The sequence below is a fragment of the Bowmanella denitrificans genome, from assembly GCF_039522935.1.
Classification (GTDB): Bacteria; Pseudomonadota; Gammaproteobacteria; order Enterobacterales; family Alteromonadaceae; genus Bowmanella; species Bowmanella denitrificans.
This window is the reverse complement of record NZ_BAAAEI010000006.1, coordinates 739868-761606: the sequence shown is the minus strand read 5'-3', so window position 1 is coordinate 761606 and position 21739 is coordinate 739868. Positions and strand designations below refer to the sequence as shown.

The 21739-nt window shown below is 50.7% G+C and carries 24 protein-coding genes; 13 read left to right on the top strand and 11 right to left on the bottom strand.

The genetic code is table 11. The annotated features are described in order from the left end of the window. Window positions 1–24: 24 nt before the first annotated feature. The gene (locus ABD028_RS06335; protein WP_343843071.1) at window positions 25–1383 is read right to left on the bottom strand and encodes a DUF1501 domain-containing protein; all 1359 of its coding nucleotides are present in this window, start codon (window positions 1381–1383) and stop codon (window positions 25–27) included. A gap of 4 nt (window positions 1384–1387) precedes the next feature. Further along, complete coding sequence (locus ABD028_RS06330) at window positions 1388–3259, bottom strand: DUF1800 domain-containing protein (RefSeq protein WP_343843070.1); 1872 nt, start codon at window positions 3257–3259, stop codon at window positions 1388–1390. A gap of 303 nt (window positions 3260–3562) precedes the next feature. Here ABD028_RS06330 and ABD028_RS06325 point away from each other — a divergent pair, with 303 nt between their 5' ends. Together ABD028_RS06325 and ABD028_RS06320 are read left to right on the top strand one after the other, a co-directional pair. Beyond that, window positions 3563–4270, top strand: coding sequence for a helix-turn-helix transcriptional regulator (locus tag ABD028_RS06325; protein ID WP_343843068.1), 708 nt, complete (start codon window positions 3563–3565; stop codon window positions 4268–4270). 34 nt (window positions 4271–4304) lie between these two features. Continuing rightward, on the top strand, window positions 4305–4625 hold the full coding sequence (locus ABD028_RS06320) for a hypothetical protein (protein ID WP_343843066.1): 321 nt from the start codon (window positions 4305–4307) through the stop codon (window positions 4623–4625). Window positions 4626–4673: 48 nt separating this feature from the next. Here the strand turns inward: ABD028_RS06320 and ABD028_RS06315 are convergent, their stop codons facing one another. Further along, complete coding sequence (locus ABD028_RS06315; RefSeq protein ID WP_343843064.1) at window positions 4674–5120, bottom strand: methyltransferase family protein; 447 nt, start codon at window positions 5118–5120, stop codon at window positions 4674–4676. 45 nt (window positions 5121–5165) lie between these two features. Continuing rightward, a complete protein-coding gene (locus tag ABD028_RS06310; RefSeq protein WP_102794918.1) occupies window positions 5166–5768 on the bottom strand; it encodes a Crp/Fnr family transcriptional regulator in 603 nt (200 codons plus the stop codon). 110 nt (window positions 5769–5878) lie between these two features. Between ABD028_RS06310 and ABD028_RS06305 the strand changes: the two genes are divergently transcribed. Then, the gene (locus ABD028_RS06305) at window positions 5879–6220 is read left to right on the top strand and encodes a 5-carboxymethyl-2-hydroxymuconate Delta-isomerase (protein WP_343843062.1); all 342 of its coding nucleotides are present in this window, start codon (window positions 5879–5881) and stop codon (window positions 6218–6220) included. Window positions 6221–6255: 35 nt separating this feature from the next. Continuing rightward, entirely contained in the window at window positions 6256–7092 is an 837-nt protein-coding gene (locus tag ABD028_RS06300; RefSeq protein WP_343843059.1) for an alpha/beta hydrolase, read from the top strand. An 80-nt stretch (window positions 7093–7172) separates the two neighbouring features. Here ABD028_RS06300 and ABD028_RS06295 read toward each other — a convergent pair whose 3' ends face one another. From ABD028_RS06295 to xthA, 5 genes are all read right to left on the bottom strand, one after another. After that, window positions 7173–9287, bottom strand: coding sequence for a TonB-dependent receptor (locus tag ABD028_RS06295; protein WP_343843056.1), 2115 nt, complete (start codon window positions 9285–9287; stop codon window positions 7173–7175). A gap of 131 nt (window positions 9288–9418) precedes the next feature. Then, complete coding sequence (locus ABD028_RS06290) at window positions 9419–10651, bottom strand: GGDEF domain-containing protein (RefSeq protein ID WP_343843054.1); 1233 nt, start codon at window positions 10649–10651, stop codon at window positions 9419–9421. Window positions 10652–10845: 194 nt separating this feature from the next. Then, window positions 10846–12141: a hypothetical protein gene (locus ABD028_RS06285; protein WP_343843052.1), complete on the bottom strand. Its 1296-nt coding sequence runs from the start codon at window positions 12139–12141 to the stop codon at window positions 10846–10848. A gap of 1 nt (window position 12142) precedes the next feature. Beyond that, window positions 12143–12799: an energy-coupling factor ABC transporter permease gene (locus tag ABD028_RS06280; RefSeq protein ID WP_343843050.1), complete on the bottom strand. Its 657-nt coding sequence runs from the start codon at window positions 12797–12799 to the stop codon at window positions 12143–12145. Between the two features lie 6 nt (window positions 12800–12805). Next, complete coding sequence (xthA, locus tag ABD028_RS06275) at window positions 12806–13612, bottom strand: exodeoxyribonuclease III (RefSeq protein ID WP_102794930.1); 807 nt, start codon at window positions 13610–13612, stop codon at window positions 12806–12808. A 166-nt stretch (window positions 13613–13778) separates the two neighbouring features. Between xthA and ABD028_RS06270 the strand changes: the two genes are divergently transcribed. Continuing rightward, window positions 13779–15461 (top strand): carbon starvation CstA family protein, encoded by a 1683-nt coding sequence (locus ABD028_RS06270; protein WP_343843045.1) that lies wholly within the window; start codon window positions 13779–13781, stop codon window positions 15459–15461. Between the two features lie 26 nt (window positions 15462–15487). After that, a complete protein-coding gene (locus ABD028_RS06265) occupies window positions 15488–15811 on the top strand; it encodes an antibiotic biosynthesis monooxygenase family protein (RefSeq protein ID WP_343843042.1) in 324 nt (107 codons plus the stop codon). Window positions 15812–15835: 24 nt separating this feature from the next. Here ABD028_RS06265 and ABD028_RS06260 read toward each other — a convergent pair whose 3' ends face one another. Continuing rightward, complete coding sequence (locus tag ABD028_RS06260) at window positions 15836–16162, bottom strand: DUF7709 family protein (protein WP_102794933.1); 327 nt, start codon at window positions 16160–16162, stop codon at window positions 15836–15838. Between the two features lie 350 nt (window positions 16163–16512). Here ABD028_RS06260 and ABD028_RS06255 point away from each other — a divergent pair, with 350 nt between their 5' ends. From ABD028_RS06255 to ABD028_RS06240, 4 genes are read left to right on the top strand one after another with little or no spacing between them, the layout of a single operon-like run. Then, window positions 16513–17112, top strand: a complete 600-nt coding sequence (locus ABD028_RS06255; protein WP_343843038.1) for a TetR/AcrR family transcriptional regulator — start codon at window positions 16513–16515, stop codon at window positions 17110–17112. Continuing rightward, a complete protein-coding gene (locus ABD028_RS06250) occupies window positions 17112–17399 on the top strand; it encodes a YciI family protein (RefSeq protein ID WP_343843036.1) in 288 nt (95 codons plus the stop codon). The genes ABD028_RS06255 and ABD028_RS06250 overlap by 1 nt, the downstream gene beginning before the upstream one ends. Window positions 17400–17408: 9 nt before the next feature. Further along, on the top strand, window positions 17409–18026 hold the full coding sequence (locus ABD028_RS06245; RefSeq protein ID WP_343843033.1) for a DNA-3-methyladenine glycosylase I: 618 nt from the start codon (window positions 17409–17411) through the stop codon (window positions 18024–18026). Further along, window positions 18023–18232 carry a GNAT family N-acetyltransferase gene (locus ABD028_RS06240; protein WP_343843030.1) on the top strand — a complete coding sequence of 70 codons (210 nt, stop codon included), beginning with the start codon at window positions 18023–18025 and terminating at the stop codon, window positions 18230–18232. Before ABD028_RS06245 ends, ABD028_RS06240 begins: the two co-directional genes overlap by 4 nt. A 98-nt stretch (window positions 18233–18330) precedes the next feature. Here ABD028_RS06240 and ABD028_RS06235 read toward each other — a convergent pair whose 3' ends face one another. Further along, window positions 18331–19080, bottom strand: a complete 750-nt coding sequence (locus ABD028_RS06235; protein WP_343843027.1) for an alpha/beta hydrolase — start codon at window positions 19078–19080, stop codon at window positions 18331–18333. A 193-nt stretch (window positions 19081–19273) separates the two neighbouring features. Between ABD028_RS06235 and ABD028_RS06230 the strand changes: the two genes are divergently transcribed. The 3 genes from ABD028_RS06230 (at window position 19274) to ABD028_RS06220 (ending at window position 21719) form a co-directional block, all read left to right on the top strand. Next, on the top strand, window positions 19274–19630 hold the full coding sequence (locus ABD028_RS06230; RefSeq protein WP_343843025.1) for a MerR family transcriptional regulator: 357 nt from the start codon (window positions 19274–19276) through the stop codon (window positions 19628–19630). A gap of 59 nt (window positions 19631–19689) precedes the next feature. After that, complete coding sequence (locus tag ABD028_RS06225; protein ID WP_343843022.1) at window positions 19690–20067, top strand: carboxymuconolactone decarboxylase family protein; 378 nt, start codon at window positions 19690–19692, stop codon at window positions 20065–20067. Window positions 20068–20447: 380 nt separating this feature from the next. Then, window positions 20448–21719 carry an efflux RND transporter periplasmic adaptor subunit gene (locus ABD028_RS06220; protein WP_343843019.1) on the top strand — a complete coding sequence of 424 codons (1272 nt, stop codon included), beginning with the start codon at window positions 20448–20450 and terminating at the stop codon, window positions 21717–21719. Window positions 21720–21739: the final 20 nt, after the last annotated feature.

Genomic DNA, 21739 nt, shown 5'->3' with positions numbered 1-21739 from the left:
ATCTGTTGCCGACCAGACTCTGCTTTAACCCAAAAAACCCAGGTCGGGATGGTTGAAATTGCGCAAATTGGGTAGCAAATGATTCAGGTCATCTTTTGCTACACCAAACCAACGACATAAGCTGGCTACATATTGTTCGAAGCTGGTGGTGGGAATTATTCGGCCTCTGCCCACATCATCATCGCTATCTAATTCTAATGTTGGCAGTTGCCCATAAATCTGCCCGCCTTTTACTGCCCCACCAAGGATAAAATGGTGGCTACCCCAACCATGGTCTGTGCCATCACCGTTTCGCGTCAGTGTTCGACCAAATTCTGACATAGTGAAAGCTGTTACATTGTTTTCAAGCCCAAGTGCTTCTAGTGCCTGGTAAAAAAGTCCCAGGCCCTGATCTAGCTGCATTAGTAGTGGTGAGTGCAGCGTTAGTTGATCGCGGTGGGTATCAAAGCCACCAAGATTGACATAAAAAACCTGACGTTTAACTTCAAAAGCGTCCTGTGCGGCGATTAGTCTTACGATCATGGCCAGGCTTTGAACAAAACTATTGGTATTTGCCGCTGCGAAAATAGGAAGTGATGGCATGGGCTGACTATCAAGTATATCTGTAACGTATTGCGCCATCCCCCAAGCATCCATTTGCACATCGGCATAATAGTTTTGTAACAAGTTTGGCCGGGTGCTGCTGAGAAACTGCCGATACAACCTGGCACGAGATGCGGAGAAGGCGGTCGGATCGGCTTCCGACAACTGGTCAATCATACTGACCCCGCTACTGCGCACAGTGTAGGGCAATCTATTGATACCGCGCTGCAAGTAGTTGTCACCAGACAAACTGACGTTCATTGCCAGTTGCTGGTTGATGTTGCTTTGCGCAAGCAATTCAGCCACTCTGCCTGCCCAACCGCTGCTCAGCGTACCTTGATTTAACGTATGTGCGTATAAGGTTTGGTCGTGGTGGGAAAACAACTGCGCTGGTGGTAACGCTGTTTTGTCAAAATATGCTTGCTTACTTATGGGTTCGCGCAAATTTCCCGTATTTGCCAGCACTGCTAGTTTTCCCCGGTTAAAAAGTGATTGCGTTTCGAGCAAATGGTTATGCAAACCATAAGGCTGCTGACCGCTGTTAAGGGGCAGCAACTGTTCGCGGGAAATGGCTAATTCCTGACGAATTGCAGCGTAGCTGTTGTAAGCTGATGTCCCCATAGGCACAAAGCAGTTAAATGCATCGTTGCCACCCTGCAGATTGATGCAGACCAGGGCCTTATACCCAGCCGAGCTTTGTGCATTGGCAAAAAGTGGCAATAGGCTGCTGCCAAGAACTGTACCCGCCAGGCCTTTCGCCATAGATTTGATAAATTGTCGACGGTGATTTTGGGTTTTCATATTCTTACCTTTGCACTGCATATTCTGGCGAAATAGCTATCAGGAATATGGCTTCATAGATGCGCTCTAACGGGTCATTCAGCAAACTGATGTGTTCAGCAATTAACTTACTGTGTTGCTCGCTAATCTGCCCTTGTGTGAGTAACAAATTGATTCGGTCGACTAATGCGCCGGGTGTATCAGCTAAAGCGAGCTCTGAGTCAAGGTTCAGCAAAGCTTTGACCGGTGGGTTGTTCCAGAATATGTTTGCGCCAGAGGCTTGCCCTGTATTCAGGTAAAGCTGTTTATCAGCGTAGTGTCGGCGATAAATAAGATTAGCCAGCAAGTTTGCCTGGTTGATTGCTGCCGCTCCGCCAAAAACCTGGAACTCGGGGGCATACAGGTTGTTCTGTGTAAAAACTCCTGGCGGGGAGTAGTCAGTCTGATAGAAGTTAAATACGGTAGGCGCATACAAAAACGTTTCTTCTGTTGGTTCATTAAGCAGATATTGAATGGTATCTATGGTTACCCCGTTTGGGCCTTTAACTGGTGTACCGCGTGCTTTAAAGCTGCGCCAAATGCCAGCTATAACCAGCGGCGACTCTTTACGTTTGCCAAAATATTCTTGCTCCTTGTGAGCATCCAAAGCCAACTCTTCATCCAGATAAATCGCTTTGATGACGGCCTTCATATCACCTTTCATCCCTGCGCCATTGTCGTTAAACACGCTAGCCACTCTGGCAATATAGGCAGGACTGGGATTACTGGTGATCAAATGTTGTATCAGCTTCTTACTGATAAATGGTGCGACATTTGGGTGCGACATAATATTGCGGATGGCCGAATGCATATCTTGCATGGGAGTTTGCCCGGCTGGGATGAATTCTCCTTGCAATAACGTTTTAGCCCCTGAATCGTGGTACTCAGCGAATGCCTTCATGGGCTCGACATTACTTATAGGTGTGCGCCAATAGGCAAATTCTCCGCCCTCTGCGAACTCAATATTGGTAGAAAAGCTCCACCCGGTGAATATTCGCGCAAACTCATTGACCCTGTTCTGATCGTAGGTAGCAATGCTGTTGCCACTGGCGTCCAGCTTGATGGAACCGTCCAGGTTTAGTTCTTCCAAACCAATACTGAACAACTGTAAAATTTCTCGCGCGTAGTTTTCATCTGGGAAAATACCGCGCTGCGGATCGGCTTTTGGATTGTTAATGGCGCTAAGGTAGATACCCATAATAGGATTCAGACTGACCTCCAACAGCAGTTGCTCAAAGCTGCCAAATGCCTGGCGGGCGAGGATGTCGGAATAATTGGCGAAACCTCGTTCTCGGGCATACATACCGCCACCCTGATGTGACACCACCAGAATCTGACTTAGAGCCAGTACGACACGCTGCCTGAGTTGATCCGGCCCCCAAACCACGGTTTCCCACCACACGTCTTGCTTTGCCACCATACGGGCCCACTCGCCGTTGGTGGCTGAGTCGTAATACATGCTGGGTGGGACGGCGAGGTAACCATAAGCTTCCACCCGACTATCCAACAGCTCTACCTGAGAGGTTAGGGGAATGGATAGTTGCTGTTCCAGCCAGGCTTCTTTGCCTTTATCGAGGATAAATTCAATATCTTTGGCGGTAACACCAAAACTAGCTCGGCTTAGGAATTGTGCTGCCTCGATAGCCCTTTCCCAATCCACTTCTTGTCGAGAGGGTAAAACGGGGTCTGGTTGCGTATCCGGTTTCAGTACTGTTGTTTCACTGATAGGGGGCGTCGGCGGCGTGATGACATGGTTGTTTTCCCCAACATCAGTTTCTTTGCCGCTTCCACCACAGGCTGTCAACAAAACTGCAGCACTGATGGCTAAGGTGAGCTGTTTTTTGTATCTGATAAACATAAAATCGCTCTGTTAGAATGTAACAATTATGTTGATATTTTGTGATAATAATTACCTTGATTTGGGTGTTTTGCAATCAGTTTTTTTATAGTTCACTGAATTGATTGCTTTGCAGTGTTGCTATCAATGAAGAAGCCAAACAATCTTTGCTGCAGAATATGTTGATGCATTGCCGTCCTTTAAATTAATGCTGTTCAAATGTGGCGGCAGTATGGTGGCTAGTGAAGTTACAGCTCGGTTCTCAACATTCGCGCAGACTTGCGGCACAATAGTTGTTAAGTCTTAGATTGTTCCGTCTCAAGAATGCACAAATCCGACCGACTCTTTCAACTAACTCATTTACTACGTACCTATCAGCCCATCACAGCGGCACAGCTTGCTGAGCGGATGGGGCTGTCGGTACGCACTATCTACCGCTATATGGACGATTTATCGGTGGCAGGTATTCCGGTGTATGGCGAAGCGGGGATTGGCTACCGGTTAATGGAGGGGTTTGAGCTACCGCCACTGACACTGACCGCACAGGAGCTTGAAGCGCTGATGCTGGGCGTGAAATTAGTGGCTACCCGCACCGGTCATCAGCTTGGGCAGGCGGCCCGTGCGTTACAGGGCAAAATTGAGGCGGCTGTACCGGTAGCCTTGGCACGGCAGGTGGAGCTGCAGCGGTTTGTGCGAGTGCCGGATGAATCAGTAGACATTATGCAATTGCCGCGATGGGATGCGCTTTACGCCGCCATTGCGAACAACCAACAGCTGCAGATTGAGTATCATTCATTACAAGAACAACAAAGCGCGCGTCAGATTCAGCCGCTGGGGCTGTTTTACTGGGGCGGCAAATGGACGTTGGGTGCCTGGTGTTTCAAACGTCAGCAATACCGGGATTTTCGTGTAGACAGGTTAACGGCCGTTATGACGCCTGCTGCAAGCCTGCCTTGCCCGGCGCATATTTCCCTGGCGGATTATCTGGCCCTTAAACGCGACACCACTGACACAAGGTTGTCAGCAGGGTAGCCTTAAGCTGGTTTCTCCATCACAAGGAGATACTATGAATACCTTAGATATTAATCAGTTTACCGGTCTGGAATGGGGCCGGTTTAAACTTAAAAATGGCGTAACAGAAGCACAGTTGCTGGCCTGCCACGCCCGGGTGACCAGAGAGTTTATGTCTCAGCAGCCGGGCATACTGGGGCATTATTTACTTAAGGGGCCGGACGGTCAGTATGTGGATCTGGCGCTGGCCGACAGTCAGAACCGGGCCGAGCAGGTCTGTGCCATGTGGATGGATAATGCCGTAACCCTGGCCTTGGTGGAACAGTTGGATCCCGCATCGGTGGATATCAGCTTCTGGCAACGGCTCGGCGCTTAACTTTTCACAGTGCGTTGTTCTATTGGCGGGGCACTAAGCCCCGATTTTTTATAGCCAGCGACGCGTCTGCTGACAATACGCTTTGTATTGATGTTTAAATTTGTGCTGCATCTGGGCCTCCTCAAAGGGGATATACCAGAAATGCAGCATCACAAAAAACACCCCAACCAGTAGCCAGGCAGCCGGGGCGGCAAAGCACAAAATTGCTGCACCGCTCAGGGCAGTCAGCATCCCCAGGTACATTGGATTTCGGCTGTAGCGAAACAGGCCGGCCTGAATCAATTTATCCGGCTCGCCAAAGGTAGGAATATTGGTTTGCTGGCGGACAAACAGCCGTTTATGCCAGATGGCTATGGCCAGACCCACGATTAATATCGGTACACCAGCAAGGTTGGCAGGATAGGGCAACCAATGCGGTCCATCCAGCCAATAACAAACTGGCGCCATGGCAAACGCCAACAGAAAAAATACCTGTGGGGGCAGCAGTCTTTGCATCTTCATCTCCGGTGAGCGGTTTTTCAGCAAAGTCTGCCATGGTTGTCAGGCGGTTTCCTTAACCTGGGTTAAGCCCATTTTGGCGCGGATTCTGGATAAGGCCACATCGGTAATACCCAGATACATGGCCACCTGATAAAGGGGGTAATGCTGGGCATCGTCACCAAACTCTCGCAGAAAGCCCTGATAACGTTGCTGAGCATCCTGCAACAGAAAGCTGGCTTCACGCCGTTCTTTTTTTATCGCCAGTCCTTCAAGCAGCATGCGGGTCAGGTGGTTCCAGGCGGTGTAACTGTCGGCCAGGTGCGTGAGCTCGCGATAACTGATGCACGCAGTCAAATTATTGGTCAGCGCCTGGGTGGAAAACGGACTGGGCTGATTGGCTATCAGGCTGTGCATACAGGCAAACAGGCTACCTGGGCGGGTTAGCGATTTATTGCGCTCCTTGCCCTGCGGCGTCAGGTAATAATAGCGGCCCAGACCTTCCAGGATAAAATACAGGCGCTGCGGCGCTTCTCCGGCGCGAAATATACATTCGCCACTTTCCCAATGTTTAAGCTTAAAGCAGCCAGCAGCAGCGTGCCAGGCAGAATCATCCAGTTGAATATGGCGACCAAGGGCACTTCTGAGATTTTCCAGGTTCGGCATAATAGTTCCAATTGATGTTTTTTTATCCGCGGCCGTACAGCTTATGTCAGTTGCCAAACGCTGTCATTGGATTTATGTTGAGCGTCCTCGTTTATCCATAAGGATACCTTTTGCCACATTGTATTGTTGAATATTCCAAGGCGCTGGAAAGCCGCATTATGCCTGAGTCCATGTTACAGGCCGTATACCAGGGCGCGGTGGAGTCTGGCTTGTTTACTCCGTCGGCCATTAAAAGTCGTGCCATTGCCTGCGACTATTATATGGTGGGCGATCAGGTGGCGGACTTTATTCATATCAGTTTGCGTATTTTGTCCGGTCGCACTGATGAGCAGAAAAATACCCTGAGCCAAGCGGTGCTGGCTAAATTTAAAACGCTGCCGCTAAGCCAGGTATCGGTTACCGTCGAAGTGCTGGATATCCATACTGAAAGCTACACCAAGTTGATACTTTAAAGCAGCCCGCAAAAGATACATACAAGGAGTGAATAATGAAGGCATATGTTAGCGCACTGCTGTTGTTACTCAGTGCCAGGGCGCTGGCTTTTGACGTACAGATTCTGGAGATTAACAGTGACAGCATGGACATCAGCCATAAGGCAACGCTGGTGTTACCCGACAGTTATACCGAGGGGGACAGGCGTTACCCTGTGCTGTATCTGCTGCACGGTCATGGTGGGAATTACCAGAATTGGGCAGAGCGTACCGATGTAGAAGCATTGGCCGACAAGCATCAGATGTTGATCGTGATGCCGGACGGTAATATTGACAGCTGGTATCTGGACAGTGCGGTAAAAGCCAATAGCCAATATCAGCGTTATATTGGCGAAGAAATTCCGGCTTTCATAGATCGCCAGTATCGCACTGTGGCCGAGCGCAATGGCCGAGCCATTACCGGCCTGAGCATGGGGGGATTCGGCGCATTAAATGTGGCGCTCGCTTACCCACAGCACTTTATTGCTGCCGGTAGCACCAGTGGCGGCGTGGACCCCCGTGGCTTTGAGGGTAAATGGGGCTTGAATGAGGTACTTGGCGATCCTGTTGTTAATCAGCAGGCGTGGATGCAAAAGGCCATTGTTAATCGTCTGGCCGTGCTAAAGCAGCATCAACTGGGGTTGATCGTGGATTGTGGTGTGGACGATTTCTTTTTAGCAGCCAACCGCCGCTTGCACCAGGCACTGCTGGATGCGGGGATTGCCCATACCTATATTGAACAGCCGGGTGGCCACAACTGGCCGTATTGGGCGGGCAGCATTGTTTATCAGGCTGAATTTTTCAGTCGCTACCTGTCCAAGTCAGGTCAAACCGAACAGGTATCCAACCACTAACTGTATGGCTGTAGGTCGGGTTTAAACCCGACAACACATAAACAACGGCAGACTATGTCTGCCGTTGTCTGTCAGGGGGGTTACCAATGATACTGGTAACTTACCGATAGCATTCTGCCGCGACCCGGCAGTGACGTGTCATTTTTACCGCTACGCTGCAACTGGCTGTACAGCGGGAAGTAATCCTCGTTCAGCAGGTTTTCCAATGCCAGTGTCAGCGTGCCATCGCCAAGCGGTAGATTACTGGACAGATCCACTAACTGATAACCTTGCACATCACGCCGACCAAAAGCATTGGTGCCATTGATACGATAGTCTTGGTCCATTACCGCCGTGACACGTAACTGGCTTTGCCAGCCATTTTGGTTGGTATATTGCAAGCTGGCAGCGAGCTTATCCGGGGCAATACTAAAGCCATACATGGGCTGGTAATGTTCTGCATTTTCGGCTTTTTCTTCGCCGCTGGCATGGCTGTAACTAAGATCCAAGTGCCACTGGTCGTTAAAATCATAGGCGGCGCTGGCTTCAAAGCCTTTAATACGCACCTGATTTCGTTTCAGGCTAAGGCCCATATTTTGCGATACGACACCACCCAGATCCGATTCTGAGCGAAACAGAGCGGCACTGATTGACAGACCCGCTATATTGCCACGCCAGCCCAATTCGAAATCGTCGGTTTCTACCGGGCTGAGATTCGATTGGCTTAGATCAAAGGCACTAGCCGCATAGCGTACCTGCAAACCGATGTCCGGTAATTCAAAGCCTTCATTATTGGCAATATATAGGCTGTGGTTGTCATTCACCTGCCAGGTCAGGGCCAGGTTATGCACGGTGGCGCTGTAATCATACTCACTGCCATGGATTTGTGTCTGGCTGCCCAAAGTGGTGAAATCCTCAAAGCTGGCTTTAATTTTTTCATGCCGAAGGCCTGCCTCCAGCGTCCAGTCGGGGTTGAATTGGTAGCGCCCTTGCACAAAAGCTGCCTGATTACTGTGGGTCAGGTCGGGGACAAAATCCTTATCACCGGTTTCAATAAATACCAGACCAGCGGAGCGGTCATAGGCGCCGCCGTCGTACACCGTGACCGGCATGGCGGTTTTTTCGCGGCTCAGATCCAGGCCCCAGTCCAGTTCGAGATTGTGGCTGAGACTGGACGTCAAAGTCAGCCTGGCCCCTGTGGTCTGGCTGTCCAGATAGGTTTGGGCCAGGTGGTTCCAGGTGGCGAAAGGTCTGCCATCAAAAGGATAAAAACGGGCGGCATAATCGCGGTGGTAAAGCTGGGCACTGAGTTTGTGGTCGGCGTTCAGGTCTTGCCTTACCTGGGTATTTAACACCAGATTGCGAATAGTATTTTGCTTATCAAGCTGCAGACCTTTGATAGCCTTGGCCTTACTGATATAAGGCTGAGTGTTGACGCTGGGGTCGCTGGCATACTCAGAGTCCTGCTCCAGATTGTGGTAGAGGGCGGACAAGACAAATTCGCCAGTGTGCCACTGTCGCTGCAGCTTGCCAGTTAAACTCAGAATATCGGAGAAGGATTCGTCCCCCTGACTTGGCTCGGGAGCAATCATATCGCCATCCGCATCATAGAAACCCTGATGTTGGGTTAGGCTGCCGCCAAACTGATAGCGCCAGTTACCAGTGCTGCCGCCTTGCTGATGGGCCAGGGTCATTGAGGTGCTGTCACGGCCAAAGTCGGTCAGGCTGGAGCGACTGCTTAGTTGAGTTTGCGCGCTGCTCTGGGCGCTGCCACTGCGGGTATGTATATAAATGACACCGCCGGTGGCACCGCTGCCAAACACCGCATTACCGCCACGAAATACTTCAATGCGTTCTACCTGAGAAGGGGCAATATTGTGCAGATCGCGGCTGATATTACGGTTGGTGTTCATTGGTACACCATCGATTAATACCAGCGCATTGCGTCCGCGTAGCGTTGTGCCGAAGTTGGTCAGGGCAGGAGAGGGCGGGGCCATGCCGGGTACCAGTTTGGCCAGTACATCGGCCAGGTTGTTGGCGCTGGCGAATTCCAGTTGCAGGGTCTGCTGATCGATCACCGTGACCTGACGAGCAATGGAGTTCAGCTCAGAATGCATTCGCTCACTGCGGATTTCCAGCCGTTCAATTTCACTGGCCTGTAGGCTGCAAGCCAACAGGCTGGTAAAAATGGCGACGGACAGAGGTTTGATTTTCATTTTATGACTTCCCTGGGTTGTGGTGCGCGGGAGTCTACCATTTGGTTAAATGAAATCAATTCTCATTAATGTGAGTCTATTCTGATCCTACCAGCACTTACTCTGGTTGGTTCAATACGTAGCTGTCTTGCTTATGTCCTGGTTTTCACACAATTGCGGCCGGCCTTTTTGGCGTCATACAAGGCCATATCCGCTTGTTTCATCACCGCCATAAATTCGCCGGCTTTGCTGCTTCGCTCTGCCACACCAAAACTACAGGTCACCTGTACATTCTGCTTGCCGGGTGACGATTTTTTTGATCTGGATTTGGTCGTCTGCTTGGTCTTTTTCTGCGGTCTGTCAGGGCTTCGGATCACCATTTGGTAATTAGCGATATCCTCTCGCAGTGCTTCCAGATGGGGTAGTATCTGCGCTGGCTCGCGACGTGGAAAAATGAGGGTAAATTCCTCGCCGCCATAACGGAAGGCCTTACCGCCGCCCGTCACCCTGGTCATACGGCTGGCCACCAAACGCAGCACCTGGTCCCCCACATCATGGCCATAGGTGTCATTAAATGACTTAAAATGGTCGATATCGGCCATCACCACCACATACTTTTTACCCAGGGTCTGCACATATTGCATTAGTGCCCGGCGTGACAGGATGCCAGTCAGTTCGTCGCGAAACGCCATATTATGGCTGTCCAGAATCACACTCAGTAACAACAACAGGGCCATGGCCAGCAGCGATATTTGTATGGACAGCAACTGGTGCGGGCCGTGCCACTGCATCAGAGGGAGCAGCAACAGGCTGACAAATAATACGCAATGATTATTGGTTGGACTCAACCCAATGCGTAGCAGGGCTGTCAGCAATAATATGGCGTACAGAGACACATCCAGTGCACTAAAATGTGCCGAATAGGTGGGATATAACCATTGTTGCACTGGCGCCAGCCAGTTAAGTGAAAGGGTCGCCAGTCGCGTATAAAGTAGCAGGGCGATGGCTATTGCCATACCAATCTGAATCAGCCCAAGTAACGCATTAACAGGGGCAAAACCCCGGTCTTTATCCCATAACAGCCAGGCCATGGCGGCCATCAGCAGCAAGGGTAGTGGCACAATGTCGGGGTTTAGCCATAATTGTCCAGAGTAAAGCTGAGCTGCATAGGGTAAAAGCAGCAACACACAGTACAGTGTCATGCGGGAGCGGGAAAATTTTATCGCCACCAATGCTGCGCAGCCCATTGCCAGAAATGGCAGATAAGTTAGCTGCCCGGACCATCTTAGCAACCAGGGATGGGCGCTTTGCGCTACCATCAGGCAGAGAGTCAGTAGTATCAGAGCGGGAAATGTGCGCCGGGCCAATAACTGCAGGTTTTGCAAAAAGTAGCACTCCTTATTGGTTCGGCTTTCATTCTAAAACAACCCATGCAAGAGTTGAATGTCGTCATGGTTTAAAGACTGTTGTTAAACCACCCGATATGATGAACTGACCCAAGGCAATATTTGGTGCTGTATTTGGACAAGCCATCAGTCAATCACCTTAAAGGATGAATGACTCCTAGGGAGTATCACTCCTAGGGAGTATCGGGCTGAGCAAGCAGTTTGGCCATACCCATGTTGAGCAAATGCTGTAATTTAAGTGCGGCATCATTGACCTGCCAATCCTGATCGCCTGGCACACCGGCCTGGGCTGCCAGGGTAAAGGCTCTGCCACCCTGATAAGAAGGCAGGCAGACATGGGCCAGCATCACCACTTCGGATTGCCCACGGGTGCCGCTTGGGCCCCAGCCTATTTTCTGAAATATGCGCCACTGACCATGGGTCGCTTTATCCAGGGCCTCTTTGGCATCTGCGCCGGGTGAAAGCTGTTTGGCAATGGCATCGCCCACCAGCGTGGAAATCCCCATCAGCATACCGCCGTATTGAAAACGGGCATCGGAATGTCCAAGGCCGTAAAACAGGGTTTGAATATCCTCTTCGCGGAAGCCAGGGTGTCGGGTCAACGGCTCCTGTTGATGACTGGCCAGACGTTTCAGCCATTCTGCCTGGGCCAGCGTGGTCATGGGCTTATTACCCGTCAGGCCACATTGCTCACAGCGGTAGGTTTGGTAACCCGGGTCCTGCTGGTTGTCGTTTATTCTTTGCATCACGGCCTGACGCTGGTTGTCTCTGGCTTGCCAGTAGTCGACTTCAGGATCAAATACCTCGCTGGCATAAGCACCACGCAACCTGACGTTCGGATTGGCCAGTTTGAGCCATTTATCCTGAAACAACGAGGTTATATAGTCGCGGCTGCTGACATTGACCAGATAGGACGCAATGGCATTGGAGTTTCCATCGGCCTTACCGAAAGGTTCATAGGTGTGAATACTGGTAATCAGGTCGGCAATAGGATAGGCACCGGCCAGACTTTCAGCGCCAATGCCACCGAGCCTGGCACGACTGATGGCAGCGGTAATGGCCATCACTTTAGAAGAACTCCAGGGTTCATACAGTTGATCCTGGCTATGGCCGTTGGCCAGATAACGATAACTCAGACCATCCTGGCTCTGATTAAAATCAATCACCAGTAAGCGGCCGTTTTCAGTGCTTTCACCGAAAAACTGCCAATCGGCGGCTACCCTTGTTTCCCAGCCAGTTTGGGCATAATTCACTTGCGCGGCGGTTTTGTAATGCGCTGATGTATGTCGCTCAGTCAGTGGGCAGGCGATATAGGCATCGTCCAGATTAGCAGGAAGATAAGGGGAAACGGCCAAGTGCTGCTGGTAAAACCCCTGATCCTCAAGTTTGGGCGGTGCTGCCGCTGTTTGCTGCTGTGGCTGGCAAGCGCCTAACAGCAGTAGAAGGGGAGTAAGCAGCAGCGTACGCATATTATTTATCCTGCAGATAGTATTTGTCGTAGAAGGTATACACCCAGGTGGGACAATAGATAATCAACAAGGTGATGGTCATACCATTGAGCATGGCTTCCGGGAATAACATCAGCGGGATCAGAATCAGGTAGTTGTCGACCACCACCTCCCAGCTATGTATGCCGTCAATAAAATAGTAGCAGCCCAGTAGCAACATTTTCAGGCTGATTAATAAGGCACCCGGAATAAAGGCACACAAAAAAATATAGATAAAGAAATGGCGTGGCAGCTTGTGAAACGACAGGTTGTAAATCAGGTAGCTCAGGGCCAGCGGCACACTGATGCCCAGCAGGCCGTTGACACCAAACATGGCCCAGCTTTCCTTACCCACCAGGCTAATACCCAACAAGGCCAGAAAGCTGCTAAGCAGGGCGCGCCGTAAGCCCAGTACCAGGGTTAGCGCCGACAACCACAAAAAATGTACATTCAGACCATCGTAGATGCCAGCGCGGAATAACCACAGCACAAACAAACAAGCCGCCGAGCCGAAGATCAGATGCTGGCTGCGCCTGTCATGCAAAAGCTGGGTGGGGGACATGTTTTTAAACAAGCCCAACATCAGGCCCAGGTAACCCACCCAGGCCAGGCCTTGCAGCAAGGTCAGATTTTCAAACATGCGGACTTAACGGTAAACCGCCCAAATCGGGGCATGATCGGACGGCTTGTCGATGCCACGCAGTTCATAATCAATGCCTGCTTCTACTAAACTTTCATGCAGGGCCGGTGTGGCCAGAATCAAATCAATACGCAGGCCACGGTTGTCATCGAAGCCCTTGGAGCGATAATCAAACCAGCTGTACTGATCCACAACTTCGGGATGTAAGCTGCGGAAGCTGTCGGCTAATCCCCAGCTCAGCAGGTGATTCAGCCATTCACGCTCTTCTGGCAGAAAGCTGCATTTGCCGGTTTTCAGCCAGCGTAAACGATTGGGTTCACCAATGCCAATATCCTGATCCTGATGAGAAATATTCAAATCCCCCATCACGATTAATTTTTCTTCGGGACTGTGATGTGTGGTCAGATATGTCTGTAAGTCGGCGTAAAATTTGCGCTTGGCTGGGTATTTAATTTCATGATCCTGGCTTTCGCCCTGGGGAAAGTAGCCGTTCAGTACCCTTACCTTGCTGCCATCCGGCATCACAAAGGTGCCCATGATCATCCTTCGTTGCGCATCTTCCTCATCGGTCGGGAAGCCGCGTAACACATCGACCGGCTCCTGCTTGCTGAGCAAGGCCACGCCGTAGTGACCCTTTTGACCGTGAAAATACACGTGGTAGCCCATGGCCTGCACTTCGGCCAGCGGGAACATATCGTCATGCACCTTGGTTTCCTGCAAACCGATGACATCCGGCTGGTGCTTGTCAATCAGGGCCTGAAGCTGGTGAAGTCGTGCGCGTAGTCCATTGATATTAAAGGAAATAAATTTCATGGGATGGCCATTTAGAAAATAATGAGGTTATGTTAGCAAATCCTCTTGTTAGCAGTCACCCCGAATCAGGGGCAAATATCACGCAGGCGGAGGTTGGACCAAAGGTGCAGAGCTTTTTTTCTGCAAGCTGGTATGTTTAAGCACAGATTATCAAGGAAGCGACCCTATGCAATCCATTACTATCGTTTTACTTGGCCTGGCTGGTATGTTGTTCGGCTGGTTGGTGTATTCCAGGTTTATTGCCGAGAAAATCTTTGCCATGGACGACAGATTTGTCACGCCGGCCCATGAACTGCAGGACGGCGTAGATTACGTGCCCACCAATAAAGTGGTGCTGTGGGGGCATCATTTCACCTCGGTGGCAGGCGCTGCACCTATTGTCGGTCCGGCTATTGCAGTCTATTGGGGCTGGGTACCTGCGGTGTTGTGGGTGGTGTTTGGCACCATCTTTTTTGCCGGCGTGCACGATATGGGCGCACTGTGGGCCAGCGCCCGTAACAAGGGCAAATCCATGGGGGCACTGTCAGAGTCGGTGATTGGTAAACGCACCCGCTCGCTGTTTATGGTGGTGGTATTTCTGGTACTGCTGATGGTCAATGCGGTGTTTGGGGTGGTGATCGCCAACGCCTTTGTGTCGCAGCCTAACTCGGTTTTTCCAGCCTGGGCGGCCATTTTGGTGGCACTGGTGATTGGCCAGTTGTTAAAGCGCAAGGTGCCGCTTATCCCCTTGTGTCTGGTTGGGGTGGGAGTGCTGTATTACAGTATTGCCGTTGGCAGTGAGTTACCGCTGGCCTTACCCACTGAAATGTTCGGCCTCAGTGACAAAGCCAACTGGATTATTATCTTGTTTATTTATGCCGCCATTGCCTCACTATTACCTGTGTGGATGCTGCTGCAACCCCGTGATTTTATCAACGGCATGCAATTGTTAGTAGGTTTGGTGCTGTTGTATGGCGCGGTATTTATCTCAATGCCAGATATCACCGCGCCGGCATTCAATACCCAACTGGCGGTGGACACGCCCAGTATTATTCCGTTGTTGTTTGTCACTATTGCCTGTGGGGCAGTATCGGGTTTCCATGGCATTGTGTCTTCAGGGACCAGTTCTAAACAGCTGGACAAAGAAACCGATGGTCGCTTTGTTGGTTATCTCGGTGCGGTGGGCGAGGGGTGTCTGGCCCTGATTACCCTAGTGGCAGTAAGCGGCGTGATGCTGGCTGCGTCACCCGAAGAGTGGCATGAGGTATACAGCCATCTTGGTGCGGGCAGTGTCAGTGCCTTTATCACTGGTGGGGCCAACTTGATTCAAAGTGGCTGGGGGCTGTCCGTTGAAATTTCCTCTACCCTGCTGGCGGTGATGGTGGTGTTGTTTGCCGGCACTACCATGGACTCCGGGGTCAGATTGCAGCGCTACATTATTCAGGAATGGGGCGAGATCTATCAGGTCAGTGCCCTGAAAAATGGCATTCTGGCCACACTTCTGGCGGTGGCTTGCTGTTTGTTGCTGGCCTTTGGTGCCGGTGGTGCGTCCGGCAGCGGCGGCATGATTATCTGGCCATTGTTTGGCTCCACTAACCAGATCCTGGCCAGCCTGACGTTACTGGTGATTTCGGTAATGCTGATTAAGGCTAATCGTCCGGCTGTTTATACCTTGGTGCCCATGAGCTTTGTATTAGTGATGGCGTTTTTTGCAGGCGTGATTAAGTTGGGGGAATATTACCAGCAGGGTAACTGGCTGCTGGTGGTATTGGATCTGGTTGTATTGGTGGTCAGTGTATTGGTGATGTTGGAAGCCTGGTCGGTTATCGCCAAACATAAAGCCGCCGTTGCGACGGTCAATCAGGATTAGCAAAATATAAAAAAGGAGAGTATCCGATGTCAGATAGCATTGTGTTTCGGGTTGATAAATTTGTGGTGCCCCAGGGGGCCAGGGACGAATTCTTACAGCGGGTGATGGCCACCCACGAAATTCTACGCAAGCAGCCCGGCTTTATCCAGGATCAGCTATTGGAACAAGTGGCCGGTCCGGGCCGTTACAACATAGTGACTATTGCCCAGTGGCAAAGTCAGGCGGCTATCGATGCTGCCAAAGCCGTGGTAATGGAAGCCCATAAGGCCATAGGTTTCAATGCCCAGGAAACCATGCAAAGATTGGGGATTGAAGGGGATATAGGCAACTATCAGCTGATCGGCGGGTAGCCATCCCACAGACCCTGTAACGACTCAGCTCTGTTGCTTTAAGTGCAACAGGGCCTGTTCGCCAACAAAGCGGCGCCCCGGGTTGTCGCCGGCCATCCACTCCTGCGGGCTAAACAGGTCAAACAATCCTACTTTAATCAGGGTGGCCACGGCCAGACGCAGTTCTTCTTCCACCTGCCCGCGTTCCCCGCTGTTGTACAGGGCAACATTGTGCAGCATAGTGGCCACCGTACCGGTTTGTACCTGGCTGCCATCTTTGAGTCTCACCGACGGCAGGGTTTCACCGCTGGCGACTATTTTTTGATTGACCGATTGCAGTTGTTGATTGGACAGTTCTGAATTCGCAGACATAACATACACCTTATAGTTGCCTTCCAGGGTTATGGGGGCGGCCAGATTAATTTCCAGCCTTGTCTGGTGTGTTGCAGACGGTGTTCGGTTAATTTGTCCAGAATTTCAGCCGGGTTATCCAGCTTTTGTTCGGTCAGTTGGATTGCCTTATATCATTGATACCCATGTTCCCCTGGATTGCTTCGAATCTATCTTGCCTCACGGATATGACCTAGTCACAAGCCAACTTGCAAGTAAGTGTGTCGACTTAGCATATGATTTCATTATAGAAATTCTAAATCATCAAACTGCTCTTGCATGTCTAGGGCAGTTGTCCTAATCTTTGGGTCAAATGTCCTACAGGGATGCTGATGCCAGTTTCCAAACGCCAGCAGATAGTGGCCGAGGCCGACAGATTGTTCTATGAGCAAGGCTTTGAGTTTACCTCTTTTGCCAATATTGCCGATGCGGTGCAGATCTCGCGGGGTAATTTTTACTATCACTTTAAAACCAAGGACGAGATTCTGGATGCCGTGATAGCTCTGCGCCTGGACAGGACCCGGCAAATGCTGGATGACTGGCAGCAAAGTGGTGAAGACCCCAAAGCCAGAATTGCTTGCTTTATTCAGATCCTGATCGTTAACGGCAACAAGATTGTGAAATACGGCTGCCCGGTGGGCAGCTTGACCAGTGAACTGGCGAAGTTAAACCATCAGGCCCTGACCCGAGCCAATGATTTGTTTGGTTTGTTCCGCCAGTGGCTTGCCGGGCAATTTATGGCGCTGGGGTTTCCCCAACATCAGGCCGATACGTTAGCCATGCATTTACTTGCCCGCAGTCAGGGCATCGCCACCCTGGCCAATGCCTTTGACGATATGGCCTTTATTGAGCAGGAAGTACAACAACTAAACCAATGGCTGGAGCAGCAGCTTGCTGGCCAGGCCGAATCCGACAATAGCAAGGAGAGTTGATGTTTATTGTGTTATTAAAATTTGCCGAAAAACGCGCCGATGCTGACTTGTATATGCAGGCGCATAAAGACTGGATCCAGGCTGGCCGTGAAGATGGCGTATTTATGCTGGTGGGTAGCCTGAAACCAGCCATAGGGGGCGTGTTGCTGGCCCATAATGTGGAGCTGGAGGCATTGCAGGAAAGGGTTGCAGCCGATCCTTTTGTTATTCACCAGGTGGTCAGCAGCGAGATCATTGAAGTATCCCCACACCAGGCCGATGAGCGCCTGACGTTTTTACTCCACTAAGGATGTTATATGAGTACCTATATTGACCCCAGTGATCAGCAACCGCGATGCAACTGGTGTGGCGGCGCGCCGGAGTTTTTGCCCTATCACGACAACGAATGGGGCTTTCCGGTGGACAATGATATTCGCCTGTTTGAAAAACTCTGTCTGGAGTCGTTTCAATCAGGCTTAAGCTGGCGCACCATTTTAAACAAGCGCGAGAATTTTCGCGCGGCTTTCCAGGGCTTTGACTTTCACAAAGTTGCACAGTTTAACGAGCAGGATATTCAGCGCCTGCTGCAGGATGCCGGTATTATCCGTCACCGGGGAAAAATTGAAGCGGTGATCAATAATGCCAAACGGGCCATAGAATTAGTGGAACGCGAAGGCTCCTTGGCCGCTTACTTCTGGCGCTTTGAAGAAACGCAGCCTGATACCGAGCAATTGCAAATGCGCGCCACTAGTGCTTACTCTGAAGCCCTGTCCAAAGCCTTGAAAAAGCAAGGCTGGAAATTTGTTGGCCCCACTACTGTGTATGCCTTTATGCAGGCCATGGGGCTGGTCAACGATCATGCCGAACATTGTATAACCCGTCAGCAAGTTGCCAGGGCTAGAGCCGACTTTAGCGTACCGGGCGCAGCGACATGATGGAGATTGAGATAAGACCTTACCGGGCCGAAGATGCTGGCAAACTGTTTGAAGCGGTGCGTGCGTCTGTCGGCCACTTGTCGCCTTGGTTACCCTGGTGCAGTGAGGCCTATAGCCTGGATGATGCGCGTTTTTGGGTGGAAACCGCGCCAAAGGCCTGGCAGCAGGGCACGGATTACCGTTTTGGCAGAATCCCTGGGCGGTAAATACGAAGGGCTGCTGCGCAACAAGTTGTATCATCTGGGGCAACCACAGGTAGCGCATTGCTATAGTGTGATTCCAGCAGACTTGGGCCTGTGATTATCTAGAGCGCTGGAGTTGATTGCTGCCGACAGCTCCGGCGCTGCATAAAATCGGTGATAATTACCGCTATATTATCTTTCAACCAGCTTGGCCCGGCGTCTGTCATATCGTTATGTCGTGCAGAAGCAATTTTTATCACGCAACTGCCATCCCGTTGCTGTTCATTCTCACTTGGCAATACCCCATCATCGGCAGGAAAATCAGAGGCACGTATTGACAGTATCGCAATGTTACCATTTTTAGGCAGAGGGACCCGTCGATGGTCAAGGGTTATCAGTGCCTTAATGCTGACGTTGTCTTGGTTTGCCAGCCAGGTGGAGATATCACCGCCATTGGAATGGCCAATTAGCAGTAAATGATTAAAGTTGTACGCAGGGTATTGTGCTGGCAGTTCCCGTTGTAAAAACCTCAGAGTTTCAGCCCCTCTGATCCAGTTTTCCTGTCGGCTCTGATACAGATTGCCACTTACCGAAAGCGGCGGGTCATCAGGCAGTTCATGGCCAACAGCGACAACCAGGTAGCCAAGTGCAGCAAGCGGCCTGACAGCAAATTCATAATCCAAATGGCTGACACCATAACCCGCACTTAAAAACGCTACAGGGCAGGGCTTTGCCTGGCTACATTGCTGCTCTGTAGAAGGCAAAATGATCTCAACAGGAATGCTCCGCTGTCTGCTATTGTCAAACACTGTTACAGCCTGACCCGCATTCACCCAAAATAGAGCCAGCAGTATGGTTAGGTTTACTTTCATTTTTGTTCCTGTTTTGCTTGCATGGTGCTTCCTTTTTGATTTTTCTCTACTGTCTGTATACATCACCCAACGAAAAGCTGCTTATCCCACCAATTCATGGCAGGATGCGCTAACTGTTTTTAACAATGACCCACCGTTATTGTAAAGAAAGTTCTGTATGCTGTTGTTTTCCAACTAGTTGCATAGGCAAGTCATGAATATCAAAGAGTTTGCAGAGGTAACGGGACTGTCGGCCCATACGCTCAGATATTATGAAAAAATAGGTCTGCTTAAGAATGTGCAACGCAGCAGCAGTGGCCATCGTTTTTATACTGGTAAGGATGCGGAGTGGATTGGTTTCATCCTGCGTTTAAAAGAAACCGGAATGGCGCTGGAGGCCATTTTGCAATATGCCCAACTGCGTGAACAGGGCGCCAGTACCGCCCCCCTGCGTCAGGCCATGCTGGAAGAGCATCAGGCAAATCTAAAAGCCTATATTGCTCGTCAACAGCAACATATGGCGGTGTTAGAACATAAAATCTGGCTGTATAAGAATCAAAAAGTGGGTTGACTTCGAGTTAACTCTAAGTTGTAGCCTGTGGCTTCTATAATCTCATCAAGGAGCCAAGTATGAACTCAAACCGCTTAGAACAGGGTCTGCAAAAACTGCATGAAATTGACGGTGAAGCCGGGCAGGCGGTGATCAATAGTCTGCAACACATCTGCCCGGATCTGGCCCGGCTGACCATCGAATTCCCCTTTGCTGATGTATATTCCCGCCCGGGCCTGGACCTCAGAGCCCGGGAAATTGCTACGGTAGCCGCGTTAACGGCACTGGGCCACTGTGCACCTCAACTTAAAGTCCACTTAAACGCGGCATTGAATGTGGGTTGCAGTGAAGAAGAGATTAAGGAAGTGATTATTCAGATGGCCGTGTATGCCGGCTTCCCGGCCTCGCTCAATGCCATGTTTGCCTTTGCCGAGGTACTTGAAGGACGCGCAGGTTAAAGGTCTTCGGCCAATGCCGACGGCGTTGTTAACAAAGCTTCTGGTTAGCGGGCAACCCAGGGGCTGGGCTTGAACTAAGTCTATACTAGCAAGATAAACAGCCCCTGGTGCGCTAACACTCAGTGTTTAAAATAGAAAAACTCAATAATGTCTCTCGCACAGGCGCTGAGTTCGCCAAGATAATGCCCTGAAACTTCCGTGAAACCCCTTCCTTATCTTAGCTGTTCGGTCAGTGTTCGCACAGGCTGTCAAACTGTTCGCACACCCGTGAAGAGTTAAAAAATCAAATAAATACAATTGGTTATATTTTGGCATGCTACGTGCTAAACCAAACCGGTAATGGGTCCGCAAAGCGATAGCGGCAAGGAGTGAAGGATAAAATGTTAAGAGATACCTCAGGACAAGACAGAGTGATTCAGCCCAAGGGTGTGAAGCGCAAATGGTTAATTGTCGGTGTGGTGACAGTGGCTTGTGCTGCGGCACTGGTCGTCACTGGTCCGGCTTTGAGCAGCCTGTTTGGCGCCGATATGACGGTGGCTCGTGAGCGAGTGCGCTTTGCGGTGGTGGAGCAGGGCGATATGCAACGTGATATATCCGTGCAAGGGCGGATTGTGGCGTCCAACAGTCCGACGTTGTATGCCCGCTCCGGCGGCATAGTGTCACTGTATATCAAGGCTGGCGACAGTGTAGAGCAAGGCCAGTTGCTGGCCAGTGTTGACAGCCCGGAGCTGGATAACAACTACGCTCAGGAATTGGCAGTACTGGAACAACTGAAGATTGAAGTGGGCCGTTATCAGATCCAGATGAAGACCGATATTCTCAACAACCGTCAGGCCATTGAGGTATCCGCAGTGAATCTGGAAGCCGCACAGGTGAATAAACACAGAGCCGAAATCAGTATCCGCGATGCGCTGATAAGCCAGCGGGAATTTGAGGAAAAAGTCTCGGAGTTCAAGAAAGCCGAACTTGCTCATAAACATGCCCAGCAGCAGTTTGAACTGGACAAAGAAAGTATGGAGTTTGAGCTAAAAGGTAAGGAGTCCCAACTGGCCCGTCAGCAGTTTGTGGTGGACAACCTAAAACGCCAGGTGGATGAGCTGCAACTGCTGGCACCGGCGTCCGGCATTATTGGCAGCGTCAATGTCCGGGAAAAAGACAGTGTGGCGGCCAATAGCCCCTTGATCACCCTGATTGATTTAAGTGCTTTTGAAGTGGAAGTGTCGATTCCTGAAAACTATGCCGACGACTTAGGGGTTGGGCTTAGCAGTGACATCAGCCTGAACGGCCAGCAATTTGCCGGCGAAGTAGTGGCAATTTCCCCGGAGGTGAATAACGGACAGGTAGTAGGGCGTATTCGTTTTGTCGGCGATAGCATTGCCAATCTGCGTCAGAACCAGCGGGTCAGCGCGCGGATCTTAATAGAATCCCGGCAAAATGTGGTGAAAGTGCGCCGCGGTGCGTTTGTGGAGTCCGGTGGCGGCAGGGTGACCTATCTGGTCAATGGTGATGTGGCGGTGCGTCATGGCATTGAGATTGGGGCACGCAGCCTGGCGGAAGTAGAAGTGCTGTCAGGTTTAAAACCCGGCGACGAAATTATCATTTCCAGTCTCGAAGAGTTTAACCAGCAGCAACAGATTTATCTGGCTAACTAATAAAAAATCATAAGGAATAA

Bases quoted from the DNA above. Each gene is read 5' to 3' on its own strand.
- ABD028_RS06335 (WP_343843071.1), bottom strand. From the start codon at position 1,383: ATGAAAACCCAAAATCACCGTCGACAATTTATCAAATCTATGGCGAAA.
- ABD028_RS06330 (WP_343843070.1), bottom strand. From the start codon at position 3,259: ATGTTTATCAGATACAAAAAACAGCTCACCTTAGCCATCAGTGCTGCA.
- ABD028_RS06325 (WP_343843068.1), top strand. From the start codon at position 3,563: ATGCACAAATCCGACCGACTCTTTCAACTAACTCATTTACTACGTACC.
- ABD028_RS06320 (WP_343843066.1), top strand. From the start codon at position 4,305: ATGAATACCTTAGATATTAATCAGTTTACCGGTCTGGAATGGGGCCGG.
- ABD028_RS06315 (WP_343843064.1), bottom strand. From the start codon at position 5,120: ATGCAAAGACTGCTGCCCCCACAGGTATTTTTTCTGTTGGCGTTTGCC.
- ABD028_RS06310 (WP_102794918.1), bottom strand. From the start codon at position 5,768: ATGCCGAACCTGGAAAATCTCAGAAGTGCCCTTGGTCGCCATATTCAA.
- ABD028_RS06300 (WP_343843059.1), top strand. From the start codon at position 6,256: ATGAAGGCATATGTTAGCGCACTGCTGTTGTTACTCAGTGCCAGGGCG.
- ABD028_RS06295 (WP_343843056.1), bottom strand. From the start codon at position 9,287: ATGAAAATCAAACCTCTGTCCGTCGCCATTTTTACCAGCCTGTTGGCT.
- ABD028_RS06285 (WP_343843052.1), bottom strand. From the start codon at position 12,141: ATGCGTACGCTGCTGCTTACTCCCCTTCTACTGCTGTTAGGCGCTTGC.
- ABD028_RS06280 (WP_343843050.1), bottom strand. From the start codon at position 12,799: ATGTTTGAAAATCTGACCTTGCTGCAAGGCCTGGCCTGGGTGGGTTAC.
- xthA (WP_102794930.1), bottom strand. From the start codon at position 13,612: ATGAAATTTATTTCCTTTAATATCAATGGACTACGCGCACGACTTCAC.
- ABD028_RS06270 (WP_343843045.1), top strand. From the start codon at position 13,779: ATGCAATCCATTACTATCGTTTTACTTGGCCTGGCTGGTATGTTGTTC.
- ABD028_RS06265 (WP_343843042.1), top strand. From the start codon at position 15,488: ATGTCAGATAGCATTGTGTTTCGGGTTGATAAATTTGTGGTGCCCCAG.
- ABD028_RS06260 (WP_102794933.1), bottom strand. From the start codon at position 16,162: ATGTCTGCGAATTCAGAACTGTCCAATCAACAACTGCAATCGGTCAAT.
- ABD028_RS06255 (WP_343843038.1), top strand. From the start codon at position 16,513: ATGCCAGTTTCCAAACGCCAGCAGATAGTGGCCGAGGCCGACAGATTG.
- ABD028_RS06250 (WP_343843036.1), top strand. From the start codon at position 17,112: ATGTTTATTGTGTTATTAAAATTTGCCGAAAAACGCGCCGATGCTGAC.
- ABD028_RS06245 (WP_343843033.1), top strand. From the start codon at position 17,409: ATGAGTACCTATATTGACCCCAGTGATCAGCAACCGCGATGCAACTGG.
- ABD028_RS06240 (WP_343843030.1), top strand. From the start codon at position 18,023: ATGATGGAGATTGAGATAAGACCTTACCGGGCCGAAGATGCTGGCAAA.
- ABD028_RS06235 (WP_343843027.1), bottom strand. From the start codon at position 19,080: ATGAAAGTAAACCTAACCATACTGCTGGCTCTATTTTGGGTGAATGCG.
- ABD028_RS06230 (WP_343843025.1), top strand. From the start codon at position 19,274: ATGAATATCAAAGAGTTTGCAGAGGTAACGGGACTGTCGGCCCATACG.
- ABD028_RS06225 (WP_343843022.1), top strand. From the start codon at position 19,690: ATGAACTCAAACCGCTTAGAACAGGGTCTGCAAAAACTGCATGAAATT.
- ABD028_RS06220 (WP_343843019.1), top strand. From the start codon at position 20,448: ATGTTAAGAGATACCTCAGGACAAGACAGAGTGATTCAGCCCAAGGGT.